Source organism: Salmonella sp. SAL00670, from assembly GCF_046552235.1.
Classification (GTDB): domain Bacteria; phylum Pseudomonadota; class Gammaproteobacteria; order Enterobacterales; family Enterobacteriaceae; genus Salmonella; species Salmonella enterica.
Map to the genome: position 1 here is coordinate 501,502 of NZ_JBGDUO010000001.1, position 14,434 is coordinate 515,935.

General features: G+C 54.6%; 13 protein-coding genes. 8 read left to right on the forward strand and 5 right to left on the reverse strand.

Translation table 11 applies throughout. The annotated features are described in order from the left end of the window. Positions 1-4 precede the first annotated feature (4 nt). Entirely contained in the window at positions 5-1,954 is a 1,950-nt protein-coding gene (gene topB, locus ACLJRS_RS02505; protein WP_001235866.1) for a DNA topoisomerase III, read from the forward strand. A 29-nt stretch (positions 1,955-1,983) separates the two neighbouring features. Here topB and gdhA read toward each other — a convergent pair whose 3' ends face one another. Next, positions 1,984-3,327 (reverse strand): NADP-specific glutamate dehydrogenase, encoded by a 1,344-nt coding sequence (gene gdhA / locus ACLJRS_RS02510; protein WP_000372873.1) that lies wholly within the window; start codon positions 3,325-3,327, stop codon positions 1,984-1,986. 238 nt (positions 3,328-3,565) lie between these two features. On the opposite strand from gdhA, the gene ACLJRS_RS02515 reads away from it, so the two are divergent. Next, the gene (locus tag ACLJRS_RS02515) at positions 3,566-3,841 is read left to right on the forward strand and encodes a YnjH family protein (protein WP_001254682.1); all 276 of its coding nucleotides are present in this window, start codon (positions 3,566-3,568) and stop codon (positions 3,839-3,841) included. Here the strand turns inward: ACLJRS_RS02515 and ACLJRS_RS02520 are convergent. Beyond that, on the reverse strand, positions 3,801-4,217 hold the full coding sequence (locus ACLJRS_RS02520; RefSeq protein WP_000592135.1) for a pyrimidine (deoxy)nucleoside triphosphate diphosphatase: 417 nt from the start codon (positions 4,215-4,217) through the stop codon (positions 3,801-3,803). The genes ACLJRS_RS02515 and ACLJRS_RS02520 overlap by 41 nt on opposite strands. Positions 4,218-4,289: 72 nt before the next feature. Further along, entirely contained in the window at positions 4,290-5,096 is an 807-nt protein-coding gene (gene xthA / locus ACLJRS_RS02525) for an exodeoxyribonuclease III (RefSeq protein ID WP_410957745.1), read from the reverse strand. A 445-nt stretch (positions 5,097-5,541) separates the two neighbouring features. Between xthA and ACLJRS_RS02530 the strand changes: the two genes are divergently transcribed. The 6 genes from ACLJRS_RS02530 to spy all read left to right on the forward strand — a co-directional run bounded on the left by ACLJRS_RS02530 (position 5,542) and on the right by spy (position 12,390). Next, the gene (locus tag ACLJRS_RS02530; protein WP_000059509.1) at positions 5,542-6,768 is read left to right on the forward strand and encodes an aspartate aminotransferase family protein; all 1,227 of its coding nucleotides are present in this window, start codon (positions 5,542-5,544) and stop codon (positions 6,766-6,768) included. Next, positions 6,759-7,793 (forward strand): arginine N-succinyltransferase, encoded by a 1,035-nt coding sequence (gene astA / locus ACLJRS_RS02535; RefSeq protein WP_001263889.1) that lies wholly within the window; start codon positions 6,759-6,761, stop codon positions 7,791-7,793. The genes ACLJRS_RS02530 and astA overlap by 10 nt, the downstream gene beginning before the upstream one ends. Further along, complete coding sequence (gene astD, locus ACLJRS_RS02540; protein ID WP_000177282.1) at positions 7,790-9,268, forward strand: succinylglutamate-semialdehyde dehydrogenase; 1,479 nt, start codon at positions 7,790-7,792, stop codon at positions 9,266-9,268. Before astA ends, astD begins: the two co-directional genes overlap by 4 nt. After that, the gene (gene astB / locus ACLJRS_RS02545) at positions 9,265-10,608 is read left to right on the forward strand and encodes an N-succinylarginine dihydrolase (protein ID WP_000123932.1); all 1,344 of its coding nucleotides are present in this window, start codon (positions 9,265-9,267) and stop codon (positions 10,606-10,608) included. Before astD ends, astB begins: the two co-directional genes overlap by 4 nt. Then, positions 10,601-11,569, forward strand: coding sequence for a succinylglutamate desuccinylase (gene astE, locus ACLJRS_RS02550; protein WP_000368442.1), 969 nt, complete (start codon positions 10,601-10,603; stop codon positions 11,567-11,569). Before astB ends, astE begins: the two co-directional genes overlap by 8 nt. A gap of 335 nt (positions 11,570-11,904) precedes the next feature. Beyond that, complete coding sequence (gene spy / locus ACLJRS_RS02555; RefSeq protein ID WP_001228996.1) at positions 11,905-12,390, forward strand: ATP-independent periplasmic protein-refolding chaperone Spy; 486 nt, start codon at positions 11,905-11,907, stop codon at positions 12,388-12,390. Positions 12,391-12,464: 74 nt separating this feature from the next. Here the strand turns inward: spy and cho are convergent, their stop codons facing one another. After that, positions 12,465-13,346 carry an excinuclease Cho gene (gene cho / locus ACLJRS_RS02560; RefSeq protein WP_001670464.1) on the reverse strand — a complete coding sequence of 294 codons (882 nt, stop codon included), beginning with the start codon at positions 13,344-13,346 and terminating at the stop codon, positions 12,465-12,467. A 120-nt stretch (positions 13,347-13,466) separates the two neighbouring features. Beyond that, complete coding sequence (nadE, locus tag ACLJRS_RS02565) at positions 13,467-14,294, reverse strand: ammonia-dependent NAD(+) synthetase (protein ID WP_000174981.1); 828 nt, start codon at positions 14,292-14,294, stop codon at positions 13,467-13,469. Positions 14,295-14,434 lie beyond the last annotated feature (140 nt).

The following is a 14,434-nucleotide window of genomic DNA, read 5'->3' on the forward strand; positions in this document are numbered from 1 at the left end:
CCTGATGCGGTTGTTTATTGCCGAAAAACCGAGTCTGGGGCGCGCCATTGCGGATGTGCTGCCAAAACCGCACCGTAAAGGCGATGGTTTTATTGAGTGCGGAAACGGGCAGGTCGTCACTTGGTGTATCGGTCATTTGCTGGAACAGGCGCAGCCGGATGCGTATGACAGCCGTTATGCGCGCTGGAATCTGGCTGACCTGCCTATCGTGCCGGAAAAATGGCAGCTTCAGCCTCGTCCTTCCGTCACCAAACAGCTCAATGTGATTAAGCGCTTTTTGCATCAAGCCGGTGAAATTATTCACGCTGGCGACCCGGATCGCGAAGGGCAGCTTCTGGTTGATGAAGTGCTGGATTATCTCCAGCTTCCTGCCGAAAAGCGCCAGCAGGTGCGGCGTTGTCTGATAAACGACCTTAACCCGCAGGCGGTCGAGCGTGCTATTGACAGGCTGCGGGCGAACAGCGACTTCGTGCCGCTGTGCGTCTCCGCGCTGGCGCGAGCGCGAGCGGACTGGCTGTATGGCATTAATATGACCCGCGCTTACACGATCCTGGGCCGGAATGCCGGCTATCAGGGCGTGTTATCCGTGGGACGCGTACAGACTCCGGTACTGGGGCTGGTGGTGCGGCGAGACGAAGAGATTGAGAACTTCGTCGCCAAAGACTTCTTTGAAGTAAAGGCGCACATCGTTACGCCTGCCGACGAGCGTTTTACCGCTATCTGGCAGCCGAGCGAGGCGTGCGAACCTTATCAGGATGAAGAGGGGCGCTTGCTTCATCGTCCGCTGGCGGAGCATGTAGTGAACCGAATCAACGGTCAGCCCGCGCTGGTAACCAGTTATAATGATAAACGGGAATCAGAATCCGCGCCGCTGCCGTTTTCGCTCTCGACGCTACAGATTGAAGCCGCCAAACGCTTTGGCCTGAGCGCGCAAAACGTGCTTGATATTTGTCAGAAGCTCTATGAAACCCACAAACTGATTACCTATCCGCGTTCCGACTGCCGTTATCTGCCGGAAGAACACTTTGCCGGACGGCAGGCGGTCATGAACGCGATTAGCGTCCACGCCCCGGATTTACTGCCGCAGCCTGTGGTTAATCCTGATACGCGCAATCGCTGCTGGGATGACAAAAAAGTGGATGCGCACCACGCGATTATCCCGACGGCGCGCAGTTCTTCTGTCCATCTGACGGAAAACGAAGCGAAAGTGTACACCCTGATTGCGCGTCAGTATCTGATGCAGTTCTGCCCGGACGCGGTGTTTCGTAAATGCGTTATTGAACTGGAAATCGCCAAAGGGAAATTTGTCGCCAAAGCGCGTTTTCTGGCGGAGGCCGGTTGGCGGACGTTACTGGGCAGTAAAGAGCGCGACGAGGAAAACGACGGTACGCCGCTGCCGGTTGTCGCCAAAGGTGATGAGTTGCTGTGTGAAAAGGGGGAAGTGGTCGAGCGCCAAACCCAGCCGCCGCGTCATTTTACTGATGCGACATTGCTTTCCGCGATGACCGGAATTGCCCGCTTCGTGCAGGATAAAGATCTGAAAAAGATCCTGCGCGCGACCGATGGGCTGGGGACGGAAGCCACGCGCGCCGGGATTATCGAGCTGCTGTTCAAACGTAGCTTTCTGACCAAAAAAGGGCGCTACATTCATTCTACCGATGCTGGCAAAGCGTTAATACATTCGCTGCCGGAAATGGCGGCCCGTCCAGATATGACCGCGCACTGGGAATCTGTTTTGACGCAAATCAGCGAAAAGCAGTGCCGTTACCAGGATTTCATGCAACCGCTGGTCGGCACGTTATATCAGCTGATCGAGCAGGCTAAGCGCACGCCGGTGAAGCGCTTCAGAGGGATAGTCGCGCCAGGCGGTGGAGACAAGAAAAAGAGCGCGCCGCGTAAGCGAGCGGGCAAAAAAAGCCCGCCTGCTGAGGAGACAGGCCGTCAGACCGAATAAGCGTAAAGCTATCTGGCCTGACGACGGGATTAAATGACGCCCTGCGCCAGCATGGCGTCGGCGACTTTCACGAAACCGGCGATGTTGGCGCCCTGAACGTAGTTGGTATGCTTATTGTCGCCGCCGTACTCGACACAGGCGTGGTGGATATCCAGCATAATGTGATGCAGACGGGCGTCCACTTTCTCGGCTTTCCAGCTCAACCGCGCGGCGTTCTGCGCCATTTCCAGCCCCGATGTCGCCACGCCGCCCGCGTTGGCGGCTTTACCCGGCGCAAACAGTACGCCCGCTTCAAGGAAGAGATCGGTCGCTTCAATCGTGGTTGGCATATTTGCCCCTTCCGCCACGGCTTTTACGCCATTGGCAATCAGTACGCGCGCGGCGTCAACGTCCAGTTCGTTCTGCGTCGCGCATGGCAGGGCGATATCCACCGGTACGCTCCAGGGCTGCTGGCCTTCCAGATAGGTTAAGCCAAACTCACGGGCGTAGTCAGCGACGCGACCGTCACGGCTGGCTTTAATTTCACACAGACGCGCCAGCTTCTCTGGCGTGAAGCCACTTTCATCGACCACCGTCCCGCTCGAATCCGACGCGGTAACCACGCGCGCGCCAAAGGCCATCGCTTTCTCAATGGCGTATTGCGCTACGTTGCCGGAGCCGGACACGGCGACGCGCATCCCTTCGAAACCGAGACCATGACGTTTAAGCATCGCTTCGGTAAAGTAGACCAGGCCATAGCCCGTCGCCTCCGGGCGAATCAGGCTGCCGCCGAAGGAAAGCCCTTTGCCGGTGAAGACGCAGGAGCTGTTATTGGAAAGCTTGCGCATCATTCCCGCCATAAAGCCCACTTCGCGCCCGCCCACGCCGATATCCCCGGCAGGCACGTCGGTATCCGGCCCTAAATGGCGATACAGTTCAGTCATCAGCGCCTGGCAGAAACGCATCACTTCGCCTTCGCTTTTCCCTTTCGGATCGAAATCGCTGCCGCCTTTACCGCCGCCCATCGGCAACGTGGTGAGGGCATTTTTAAAGGTTTGTTCAAAGCCGAGGAACTTAAGGATGGAAAGGTTTACCGAAGGATGGAAGCGCATACCGCCTTTATAGGGGCCGATAGCAGAGTTGAACTGCACGCGCCAGGCGCGATTTACCTGCACCTGGTTTTTGTCGTCCAGCCACACTACGCGAAACTGGATTACGCGCTCTGGTTCAACCAAACGTTCCAGTAAAGACATGTGGCGGTAACGGGGGGTTTGTTCAAGAAACGGCCACAGGGTGGTCATGACTTCACGGACGGCTTGCGCGAACTCGGTTTGATGCGGGTCGCGCTTTTGTACATGGTTGAGGAACGATTCCAGAGAACATGTCTGATCCATAGATATAAAAACCTCTTATATATTAATGTGGTTGTATTTGCGTTTTATCAGAATATGTATTTGCAGTTTTCGACTATACCATCAGCAATGTGACGGTAAGCAAGAAAAAAATGACGCTGCTAAGTAAATTCATAACGGGGCGAGGGTCATAACTAAAAGCGATGACAAAAGAGGATTAAAGTTTTCACGGCGGCTTACCGTTATACTGAGAATATACCTGGAAAAATAAGGAAATCCTATGCGCCGAAGCCTCGTGGTCGCCGTGATGGCGATAATGCCAATGGTCGGGCTGGCAAACCAAAACAGTCGTCCTGATATTCAGGTGAATGTCCCGCCGGAAGTTTTCAGCACGCGCGGTCAGTCATCCCAGCCATGCATTCAGTGCTGCGTTTACCAGGATCAGAATTACTCCGAAGGCGCGGTAATAAAAGTGGAAGGCGTCTTGCTCCAGTGCCAGCGTGACGAAAAAACCATCAGCACGAATCCGTTAGTCTGGCGTCGCGTAAAGCCATAAACGCCTGCAATAGCGGAATATCCGCCGGGGCGAGGGGGTATTCCAGCGCCTCTTCCGGCGTACACCAGGCTAAGGCCTGATGTTCCAACGCACGTATCAGACCGTTAAACGCAGGCACATGCCAGGCGTGCAAATGAATCCGTCGGCCAGATACGTCGCGTTGATGGCTGGCGATATAGACGCCGGGCGTGGCGTCAATCCCTAACTCTTCGCGTAGCTCGCGGATAAGCGCCTGCGGCTGGGTTTCGCCGGGTTCGACTTTACCGCCGGCAAACTCCCAAAAACCAGCTTGATCCGCATGAGCTGGGCGCTGGGCCAGCAGTATTTTGCCGTCGCGTTCAATGATGGCGGCAACAACATCGAGTTTTTTTATCATTGTCGTTAAGGTCGTTATTCCTGCCGGGAAGCGTCGCGCTATCCCGGCCTTACGGTTAATCAGAAAGCGGAATCAAACACGAAACGTCGCCCAGACCGGCGCATGGTCGGAGGGTTTTTCCATACTGCGAATGTCGTAGTCTATACCGGTTTCTGCGCAACGTTCCGCCAGCGGAGCGCTTGCCAGCAAGAGGTCAATGCGCAGTCCGCGATTATCCACGAAACCTTTTGAGCGGTAATCAAACCACGAAAATTTATCCATCGTTTGCGGATTCGCCTGACGGAACGTGTCCACTAATCCCCACTTCAGTAACCGTGACATCCATTCACGCTCCTCCGGCAGGAAGGAGCATTTACCGGTACGCAGCCAGCGTTTGCGGTTTTCTTCGCCGATGCCAATATCCAGATCGGTCGGGCTGATATTCATGTCGCCCATAATTAATACCGGATTATCGCACTTGAGTTCCGTTTCAAGATAGTTTTGCAAGTTCTGATAAAACTGCGCTTTCGCGGGGAACTTCAACGGATGATCCCGGCTTTCCCCCTGCGGGAAATAGCCGTTAATGACGGTGATATTACCCAGCGGCGAGGGGATTTCCGCCATGATAATGCGGCGTTGCGCCTCTTCGCCATCATCCGGGAAACCGCGTCTGACGGAAATGGGCGTGGCTTTTGTTAGCAGCGCGACGCCGTAATGGCCCTTTTGTCCATGATAGAAAACGTTATAGCCCAGCTTCGCGACCTCTTCGAGCGGGAACATTTTGTCGTGGACTTTTGTCTCCTGTAGACCGATCACATCGGGCTGGTGTTTTTCGACAATCGCTTCAAGCTGATGGGGACGGGCGCGCAGGCCGTTGATATTAAAAGAGACAAATTTCATAGTCACTGCCACTTTGCAAGGTGAATCGTGTTGGGATGGTAACAGAAATTTTACCGGGTGACTGCCACTCATCGTCAGATTCGGCCAATGGAAGCGTATGGTGTTTTCTATAGCGCGAAAATGGCACGGTTTGCGTGCAGATGCGCCAGAACGGGGCGGTAATTTCCAGTAAATTTCGTATAAGATCACAATTCCAGAATTATATTTGGCAACTGAATAATATTTCGCTTTTTCCTCTTTTTAGCCACCGATTATGCGGAAACATTCACTTTTCATGCAGTAAAAGTGAATATCGCTACGCTGTAACCCATTGATTTACCGTTTATCACCTCTGTTTATGAAATGTTAACGCTGGCTGGCACGAATGCTGCAATCTACATTTACAGCGCAAACACTCATATTAATTAACATATAAATAACTTTATTTTTACCAAAAGAGGTCGCTATGTCTCTGTCAGTTACGCGCGAAAACTTTGATGAATGGATGGTGCCGGTATACGTTCCCGCGCCTTTTATTCCTGTACGCGGAGAAGGCTCACGCCTGTGGGATCAGCAGGGGAAAGAGTATATTGATTTTGCTGGTGGGATCGCGGTCAACGCCTTGGGACATGCGCATCCGGCGCTGCGCGAGGCGTTAAATGAACAGGCGAATCGCTTCTGGCATACCGGGAACGGTTACACCAATGAACCGGCGCTGCGACTGGCGAAAAAACTGATCGACGCGACCTTCGCCGAACGCGTTTTCTTTTGTAATTCAGGCGCTGAAGCAAATGAAGCTGCATTAAAACTGGCGCGCAAATATGCCCACGATCGTGTCGGCAACCATAAAAGCGGCATTGTGGCCTTTAAAAACGCGTTCCATGGCCGCACGCTCTTTACCGTCAGCGCTGGCGGTCAACCGACCTATTCACAGGACTTTGCGCCGCTGCCGCCGGATATTCGTCATGCAGCCTATAACGATCTGAACTCCGCCAGCGCGCTAATTGATGACAATACCTGCGCCGTGATCGTAGAACCGGTGCAGGGCGAGGGCGGCGTGATCCCCGCCACGAAAGCTTTTTTGCAGGGGCTGCGTGAATTGTGCGACCGGCATCAGGCGTTACTGATTTTTGATGAGGTGCAGACGGGCGTCGGACGTACCGGCGAACTGTATGCATATATGCATTATGGCGTTACGCCCGATATCCTGACGACCGCTAAAGCGCTGGGCGGCGGCTTCCCGATCGGCGCGATGCTGACCACGCAAAACTATGCCAGCGTCATGACGCCAGGCACGCATGGCACCACCTACGGCGGTAATCCGCTGGCGACGGCAGTTGCCGGAAAAGTACTGGATATCATCAATACGCCGGAGATGCAAAACGGCGTCAGACAGCGCCACGATGCGTTTATTGAACGTCTAAATACCCTTAATGTACGTTTTGGCATGTTCAGTGAAATTCGCGGGCTGGGGCTACTGCTTGGCTGTGTGCTACAGACGGAGTTTGCCGGAAAAGCCAAACTCATCGCCCAGGAAGCGGCAAAAGCAGGCGTGATGGTGCTCATTGCCGGTGGCGACGTGGTGCGTTTTGCGCCAGCGTTAAATGTGAGCGACGAGGAGATAGCCACCGGGCTTGATCGTTTTGCCCTGGCGTGCGAACGCCTTCAGACGGGAGGCGCACCATGCGGGTGATTCGTCCTGTCGAACATGCGGATATCGCCGCGCTGATGCAGCTTGCAGGCAAAACGGGCGGCGGCTTAACCTCGCTACCGGCAAATGAAGCGACGCTGGCGGCCCGCATTGAACGCGCGCTAAAAACCTGGTCCGGCGAGTTGCCAAAAGGCGAACAAGGATATGTATTCGTTCTCGAGGATAGTGAAACGGGTGAGGTCGGCGGGATCTGCGCCATTGAGGTCGCGGTCGGCCTTAATGACCCCTGGTATAACTATCGTGTCGGTACGCTGGTTCATGCCTCCAAAGAGCTGAATGTATATAACGCGTTGCCAACATTATTCCTGAGTAATGATCACACTGGCAGCAGTGAGCTTTGCACGCTGTTTCTCGATCCCGAATGGCGTAAAGAGGGTAACGGCTACCTGTTGTCAAAATCGCGCTTTATGTTTATGGCCGCGTTTCGCGATAAATTCAATGAGAAAGTGGTGGCGGAAATGCGCGGCGTCATTGACGAGCACGGTTATTCTCCCTTCTGGCAAAGTCTCGGCAAACGCTTTTTCTCTATGGATTTCAGCCGGGCGGATTTTTTATGCGGTACCGGGCAAAAAGCGTTTATCGCCGAGCTGATGCCCAAACATCCTATTTATACCCACTTCTTATCTGAAGAGGCACAGGCCGTGATTGGCGAAGTCCACCCGCAAACGGCGCCAGCCCGCGCGGTGCTGGAAAAGGAAGGTTTTCGCTATCGCCACTATATCGACATCTTCGACGGTGGGCCGACGCTGGAGTGTGATATTGACCGCGTGCGGGCCATTCGTAAAAGCCGACTGGTGGAAGTCGCGGAAGGGCAACCCGCGCCTGGCGACTATCCGGCATGTCTGGTCGCCAATGAAAACTATCACCACTTTCGGGCCGCGCTGGTGCGTGCCGATCCGCAGACTTCACGACTTGTACTTACCGCCGCGCAGTTGGATGCGCTGAAATGTCGCGCGGGCGACCACGTTCGGCTGGTACGCCTTTGCGCTGAGGAGAAAACTGTATGACGCTATGGATAAACGGCGACTGGATAACCGGTCAGGGCGAACGCCGCCGCAAAACGAATCCGGTGAGTGCGGAGATACTTTGGCAGGGGAATGACGCTAATGCGGCACAGGTCGCCGAGGCCTGTCAGGCGGCGCGCGCGGCGTTTCCTCGTTGGACCAGAGAGCCTTTTGCCGCACGACAGGCTATCGTAGAGAAATTTGCCGCCCTGCTGGAGGCGCATAAAGCCGAGCTCACGGAGGTCATCGCACGTGAAACCGGTAAACCGCGCTGGGAGGCGGAAACGGAAGTGACGGCGATGATCAATAAGATTGCCATCTCGATTAAGGCTTACCACGCCAGAACAGGCGAACAAAAAAGCGAACTTGTCGATGGCGCCGCGACGTTGCGCCATCGTCCTCACGGTGTGCTGGCGGTATTCGGCCCTTATAACTTTCCCGGCCATTTACCGAATGGCCATATTGTGCCCGCGTTGCTGGCAGGCAATACGCTGATCTTCAAACCTAGCGAGCTAACGCCATGGACCGGGGAAACGGTAATAAAACTCTGGGAACGGGCGGGGCTACCGGCAGGCGTTCTTAATCTGGTGCAGGGCGGCCGGGAGACCGGACAAGCGCTAAGTTCGCTCGACGATCTCGACGGACTGCTGTTTACCGGCAGCGCCAGTACCGGATATCAGCTTCATCGCCAGCTATCCGGCCAGCCGGAAAAAATCCTGGCTCTTGAAATGGGCGGAAACAACCCGCTCATTATTGAGGATGTGGCAAATATAGATGCGGCGGTACATCTGACGCTGCAATCGGCGTTTATTACCGCCGGACAGCGCTGTACCTGCGCGCGACGCCTTCTGGTAAAACAGGGTGCGCAGGGAGATGCATTTCTGGCGCGGCTGGTTGACGTCGCCGGACGTCTGCAGCCCGGCAGATGGGACGACGATCCGCAGCCGTTTATCGGCGGACTGATTTCAGCGCAGGCGGTACAGCATGTGATGGAGGCCTGGCGTCAACGAGAGGCATTAGGCGGTCGCACGCTACTGGCGCCGCGGAAGGTCAAAGAGGGAACCTCTCTGCTGACGCCTGGCATCATTGAGCTGACGGGCGTCGCGGATGTGCCGGATGAAGAGGTGTTTGGTCCGCTGCTGAACGTCTGGCGTTATGCGCATTTCGATGAGGCGATTCGTCTGGCGAATAATACCCGTTTTGGTCTGTCGTGTGGGCTGGTGTCGACGGATCGCGCGCAGTTCGAACAGCTCTTGCTGGAGGCGCGGGCAGGGATCGTTAACTGGAATAAACCGCTCACCGGGGCAGCGAGTACTGCGCCGTTTGGTGGTGTCGGCGCGTCTGGCAACCATCGACCCAGCGCCTGGTATGCCGCCGATTATTGCGCCTGGCCGATGGCCAGTCTGGAATCTCCCGAACTGACGTTGCCTGCGACATTAAGCCCCGGCCTCGACTTTTCTCGCAGGGAGGCGGTATGACGGCGCATGAAGTTAATTTTGACGGGCTGGTGGGGCTTACGCACCATTATGCCGGGCTATCCTTCGGCAATGAGGCATCGACCCGCCACCGTTTTCAGATGTCGAATCCTCGTCTGGCGGTAAAGCAGGGGCTGCTAAAGATGAAAGCTCTGGCGGATGCCGGCTTTCCCCAGGCGGTGATCCCGCCGCATGAGCGGCCTTTTATTCCGGCGTTGCGTCAGCTCGGCTTCACGGGTAGCGATGAGCAGATTCTGGATAAGGTTGCGCGTCAGGCGCCACGCTGGCTTTCCAGCGTGAGTTCCGCGTCGCCAATGTGGGTTGCGAATGCGGCGACGGTTTGCCCATCGGCAGACGCGCTGGACGGGAAAGTTCACCTGACGGTGGCGAATTTAAACAATAAATTTCATCGCGCTCTTGAGGCGCCTGTTACCGAAGCGCTGCTACGCGCCATATTTCGCGATGAAAGTCAGTTTTCAGTGCATAGCGCGTTACCGCAGGTCGCATTATTGGGAGATGAAGGCGCGGCGAATCATAACCGTCTTGGCGGCGAGTATGGTTCGGCAGGCGTGCAGCTTTTTGTCTATGGGCGCGAAGAGGAGAATGAAATACGACCCGCTCGTTATCCGGCGCGCCAGAGCCGCGAAGCCAGCGAGGCCGTGGCGCGTCTTAATCAGGTGAATCCGCAACAGGTTATCTTCGCTCAGCAGAACCCGGAGGTCATCGATCAAGGCGTATTCCATAATGATGTCATCGCCGTTTCGAATCGACAGGTATTGTTTTGTCACGAAGCGGCGTTTGCCCGGCAGAAAGTGCTCATTAATCAGTTGCGTACGCGCGTTGACGGTTTTATGGCGATAGAGGTGCCCGCCGGAGAGGTTTCTGTATCAGATGCTGTGGCGACCTACCTGTTTAATAGTCAGTTGTTAAGCCGTGACGACGGCTCAATGCTGTTAGTGTTGCCGCGGGAATGTCAGGATCATGTCGGCGTCTGGCGCTATCTGAATAAGCTGGTGGCGGAGGATAACCCCATCAGCGCGATGCAGGTGTTTGATTTGCGAGAAAGTATGGCTAACGGCGGCGGGCCGGCCTGTCTGCGATTACGCGTGGTGTTAACAGAAGAAGAACGACGGGCGGTGAATCCAGCGGTAATGATGAATGACGCTCTGTTTACGGCCCTTAACGCGTGGGCGGATCGTTATTATCGCGATCGCCTGACCGCTGCCGATCTGGCCGATCCGTTATTATTGCGAGAAGGCCGGGAGGCGCTGGATGTGTTAACGCGTCTGCTGGATTTGGGGTCGGTTTATCCTTTCCAGCAAACGGGGGCGGCTGATGGATAACTTTCTGGCGTTGACGCTAAGCGGCACGACACCACGGGTGAGGCAGGGGAAGAGCGCGGGTTTTCGCTGGCGCTGGTTAGGCCATGGTCTGCTTGAACTCACGCCCGATGCGCCGGTCGACCGCGCGTTAATTCTTTCTGCGGGGATACATGGCAATGAAACCGCGCCGGTCGAGATGCTGGATAAGCTGCTATCGGCGCTGTATTCAGGCAGCTTGACGTTAACGTGGCGAGTGCTGGTGGTACTCGGCAATCCGCAGGCGCTGGCGGCGGGAATACGCTATTGTCACAGCGATATGAACCGTATGTTTGGCGGGCGTTGGCAGTCCTTTGCCGAAAGCGATGAAACGCGGCGGGCGCGTGAGCTGGAGCTAAGTCTGGAGACCTTCTTTTCATCTGGCCAGGCGCGGGTACGCTGGCATCTGGATCTGCATACCGCCATTCGTGGCTCGCATCATTTGCGTTTTGGCGTATTGCCGCAGCGCGACCGCCCGTGGGAGGCGGATTTTCTGGCGTGGCTGGGCGCGGCAGGACTGGAGGCGTTGGTATTTCATCAGGCGCCCGGCGGTACGTTTACGCACTTTAGCTCTGAACATTTCGGCGCGCTTTCCTGCACCCTGGAGTTGGGAAAGGCGTTGCCGTTTGGGCAAAACGATCTGACGCAGTTCAGCGTAACCTCGCAGGCGTTGTCGGCGCTGCTGAGCGGTGTCGAAACGTCAACCTCGTCTTCGCCGCCGCTACGCTATCGGGTGGTGTCGCAAATCACGCGTCACAGCGACAAGTTCGCGCTTTATATGGATGCGCAAACGCTGAATTTTACTGCCTTTGCGAAGGGAACGTTGCTGGCCGAGGAGGGGGATAAGCGCGTGACGGTGACGCATGACGTTGAATATGTTCTTTTTCCTAATCCCGCTGTCGCCTGCGGATTGCGGGCTGGATTAATGCTGGAAAGACTGCCCTGATAAACGTCCCTGTAAGCTCACGTTAGGGTTACAGGGATGATTTGGGATACAGTTTCATGCTATTACGGATTATTCCTGGAGAATTGCTTTATTAATAAGCGTTGCTGCGTTATAGTTCTGCATAATTTCTGCTATATCATGCTGTTGTATATTTCTCTTTCAATTCTGCGCAATTTATTCTTTTTTTCTTCACAATTGGCGAAAAAGTGTTTTTTATACTTTCATTGTTTTACCGTTGTTATGACTAATTGACGCTAAGACGGTTAAAGTTAATCACGACAACACGGCGCTGTTTTAAATATGCCGTAAAAATAACTGAAAGGAAGGATGGAAATATGCGTAAACTGACTGCTCTATTTGTTGCCTCTACCCTGGCGATGGGTGCTGCGAATCTCGCTCATGCCGCTGAGACTACCACCGCCGCGCCAGCGGATGCGAAGCCAATGATGCAGCATAAAGGTAAATTTGGCCCACATCACGATATGATGTTTAAAAACCTGAACCTGACGGACGCGCAGAAGCAACAAATTCGCGACATTATAAAAGCGCAGCGCGAGCAAATGAAACGTCCGCTGCTGGAAGAGCGTCGCGCCATGCATGATATTATCGCCAGCGATACCTTCGATAAAGCCAAAGCCGAAGCGCAAATTACGAAAATGGAAGCGCAGCGCAAGGCCAATATGCTGGCGCATATGGAAACCCAGAATAAAATTTATAACGTTCTGACGCCGGAGCAGAAAAAGCAATATAACGCTAATTTTGAGAAGCGTCTGACAGAACGCCCGGCGCAAGAAGGTAAAATGCCTGCTGCGGCAGAATAACTTTCCGCATAATTTAAGACCGCCGGTCTTGTCGACAACACAATCGTTGAGGTGGACAGGATCGGCGGTTTTCTTTATGACTGGCGACAGTCGGTGTGCAGATCAATGATCTCATATTGACCTGACATTAACGGTTTACAGAGAATCTTATAGCCGTCCTGATCAAAACCCGCAGGTGTGCGCACCAGGGTGGCGGCCTCATCCAGCGAGGGGACCGCCCCCAGCCATAACCAGTTGTTGATAATGTGGAACTGGGTCATTTGTGGGCGGCTCTCTTTTAACGCGATAGCGCCTTTCCAGGGCCAGCAAACCACACGTAACCGTTCCAGCGAGGCCTGCAGACGAAGAAAATGCGCCTGCGGGGTTTCTTGCCCACAGCACGCGCCAGCGCAGCGCTTCAGAGCGAAACGAAAACAGGCGCGCCCACGGCTTACCGGTTCAAGCCCCAGCAGGCCATAACACAATTTTTGTTCATCGGCGAGGTTCTGTAAGCTTTGCAGCGCCGCCCGACGGTTGGCGAAGAGGCCAAACAGGTTTGGCTCATGGGAAAAATCGACGCTGCGGGCGGAAACGACCTCAATCTTTTGTTCGCTCAACTGTAGAGAGCAAAGCTGGCGATTACGACGTAACCGCTTGTTAAACAGCGGCTGTTGTTCTTTGATCAGCCGTGCCTCCAGCAGCAACGCGCCCATTTCCCCAGCGGTGCAGATCCAGCTTATCCGCCGCGCCTGTCGCAGCATAGTGGCCTCGTCAGGCGTTCGCAGATGTGAAAGCACCCGGCTGCGAATATTCACGCTTTTACCGATATAAAGCGGCAGCGTATCGCTTTCGCTATAAAATACATAGACGCCCGGGAAGGCTGGCAATTCGCTGAGGAAAGGACGTAAATGTTCTGGATATTCGTAAATGGCCGCCGCTTCAAACTCAAGGCGGGGGGCTGATTGACGCCGTACCACAGTGATCTCCGTTAACTGGTTATTCATCCAGTATAACAGCGGATGGGTGATTAAAAAAGAGGCTGGGAAGAGAGGAGGCCGGATAGACGAGCGATATCCGGCACAACAGTAGAAGTACGCTTACCTTTTCCAAAAGTCGTCGAATACCGTAATCGGTAAACGGCGCTTATGTTCAGTTTTTACATACCAGCCTTCGATAGTTTTAGCGATGGCGGGGTCCAGCGTTTTGCCTTCCAGGTAATCGTCAATATTGTCATACGTTACGCCCAGCGCGGCTTCATCAGGCAGTGAAGGGCGGTCGTCTTCCAAATCGGCAGTGGGGACTTTTTTATACAGATGCTCAGGACAGCCCAGCGCTGCGAGAAGCTGTTTGCCCTGGCGTTTGTTAAGGCGATGAAGCGGGTTAATATCGGTACCGCCGTCGCCATATTTGGTGAAGAACCCGGTTATCGCTTCCGCCGCATGGTCGGTGCCCACCACGACGCCGTGAGTCATACCGGCGATGCTATATTGCGCTTTCATTCGCTCACGCGCTTTTTCATTGCCGCGAACAAAATCGCTCAGCTCAATTCCCGCTTCGCGCAGCGCCTGTTCGCTGGCGAGGACGGCGCCTTTAATATTGACGGTGAGTACTCTGTCCGGCTGAATAAAAGCAATGGCGTCCTGGCAATCCTGTTCATCGGCCTGTACGCCATAAGGCAGACGAACGGCGATAAACTGCAGCGCATTATCACCGGTCTCTTCTCGCAATTCGGCGATAGCCATCTGGCTGAGTTTCCCGGCCAGCGTCGAATCCTGCCCGCCGCTGATGCCTAACACCAGCGATTTCAAAAAGGGATAGGTTTTCAGGTACGCTTTAAGAAAATCCACGCTGCGGCGAATTTCTTCTTCAGGGTTGATATGCGGTTTCGCGCCAAGCGCCTGGATTATCTCTTGCTGCAGAGTCATTTAACCCCCTTCGACATTAAAAAAATGAATCTTTACCCTGTTAAAGCTAACCCTTCGCCGCTGAAACGACAAGGTTTGGCGGGCTAAGCGGTGTTTAAAACAACATATCGCTGCGTTAGAGAATTTTCCGAAAGACTTTT

Coding starts and splice junctions, on each gene's coding strand:
- topB (WP_001235866.1), top strand. CDS start 5: ATGCGGTTGTTTATTGCCGAAAAACCGAGTCTGGGGCGCGCCATTGCG.
- gdhA (WP_000372873.1), bottom strand. CDS start 3,327: ATGGATCAGACATGTTCTCTGGAATCGTTCCTCAACCATGTACAAAAG.
- ACLJRS_RS02515 (WP_001254682.1), top strand. CDS start 3,566: ATGCGCCGAAGCCTCGTGGTCGCCGTGATGGCGATAATGCCAATGGTC.
- ACLJRS_RS02520 (WP_000592135.1), bottom strand. CDS start 4,217: ATGATAAAAAAACTCGATGTTGTTGCCGCCATCATTGAACGCGACGGC.
- xthA (WP_410957745.1), bottom strand. CDS start 5,096: ATGAAATTTGTCTCTTTTAATATCAACGGCCTGCGCGCCCGTCCCCAT.
- ACLJRS_RS02530 (WP_000059509.1), top strand. CDS start 5,542: ATGTCTCTGTCAGTTACGCGCGAAAACTTTGATGAATGGATGGTGCCG.
- astA (WP_001263889.1), top strand. CDS start 6,759: ATGCGGGTGATTCGTCCTGTCGAACATGCGGATATCGCCGCGCTGATG.
- astD (WP_000177282.1), top strand. CDS start 7,790: ATGACGCTATGGATAAACGGCGACTGGATAACCGGTCAGGGCGAACGC.
- astB (WP_000123932.1), top strand. CDS start 9,265: ATGACGGCGCATGAAGTTAATTTTGACGGGCTGGTGGGGCTTACGCAC.
- astE (WP_000368442.1), top strand. CDS start 10,601: ATGGATAACTTTCTGGCGTTGACGCTAAGCGGCACGACACCACGGGTG.
- spy (WP_001228996.1), top strand. CDS start 11,905: ATGCGTAAACTGACTGCTCTATTTGTTGCCTCTACCCTGGCGATGGGT.
- nadE (WP_000174981.1), bottom strand. CDS start 14,294: ATGACTCTGCAGCAAGAGATAATCCAGGCGCTTGGCGCGAAACCGCAT.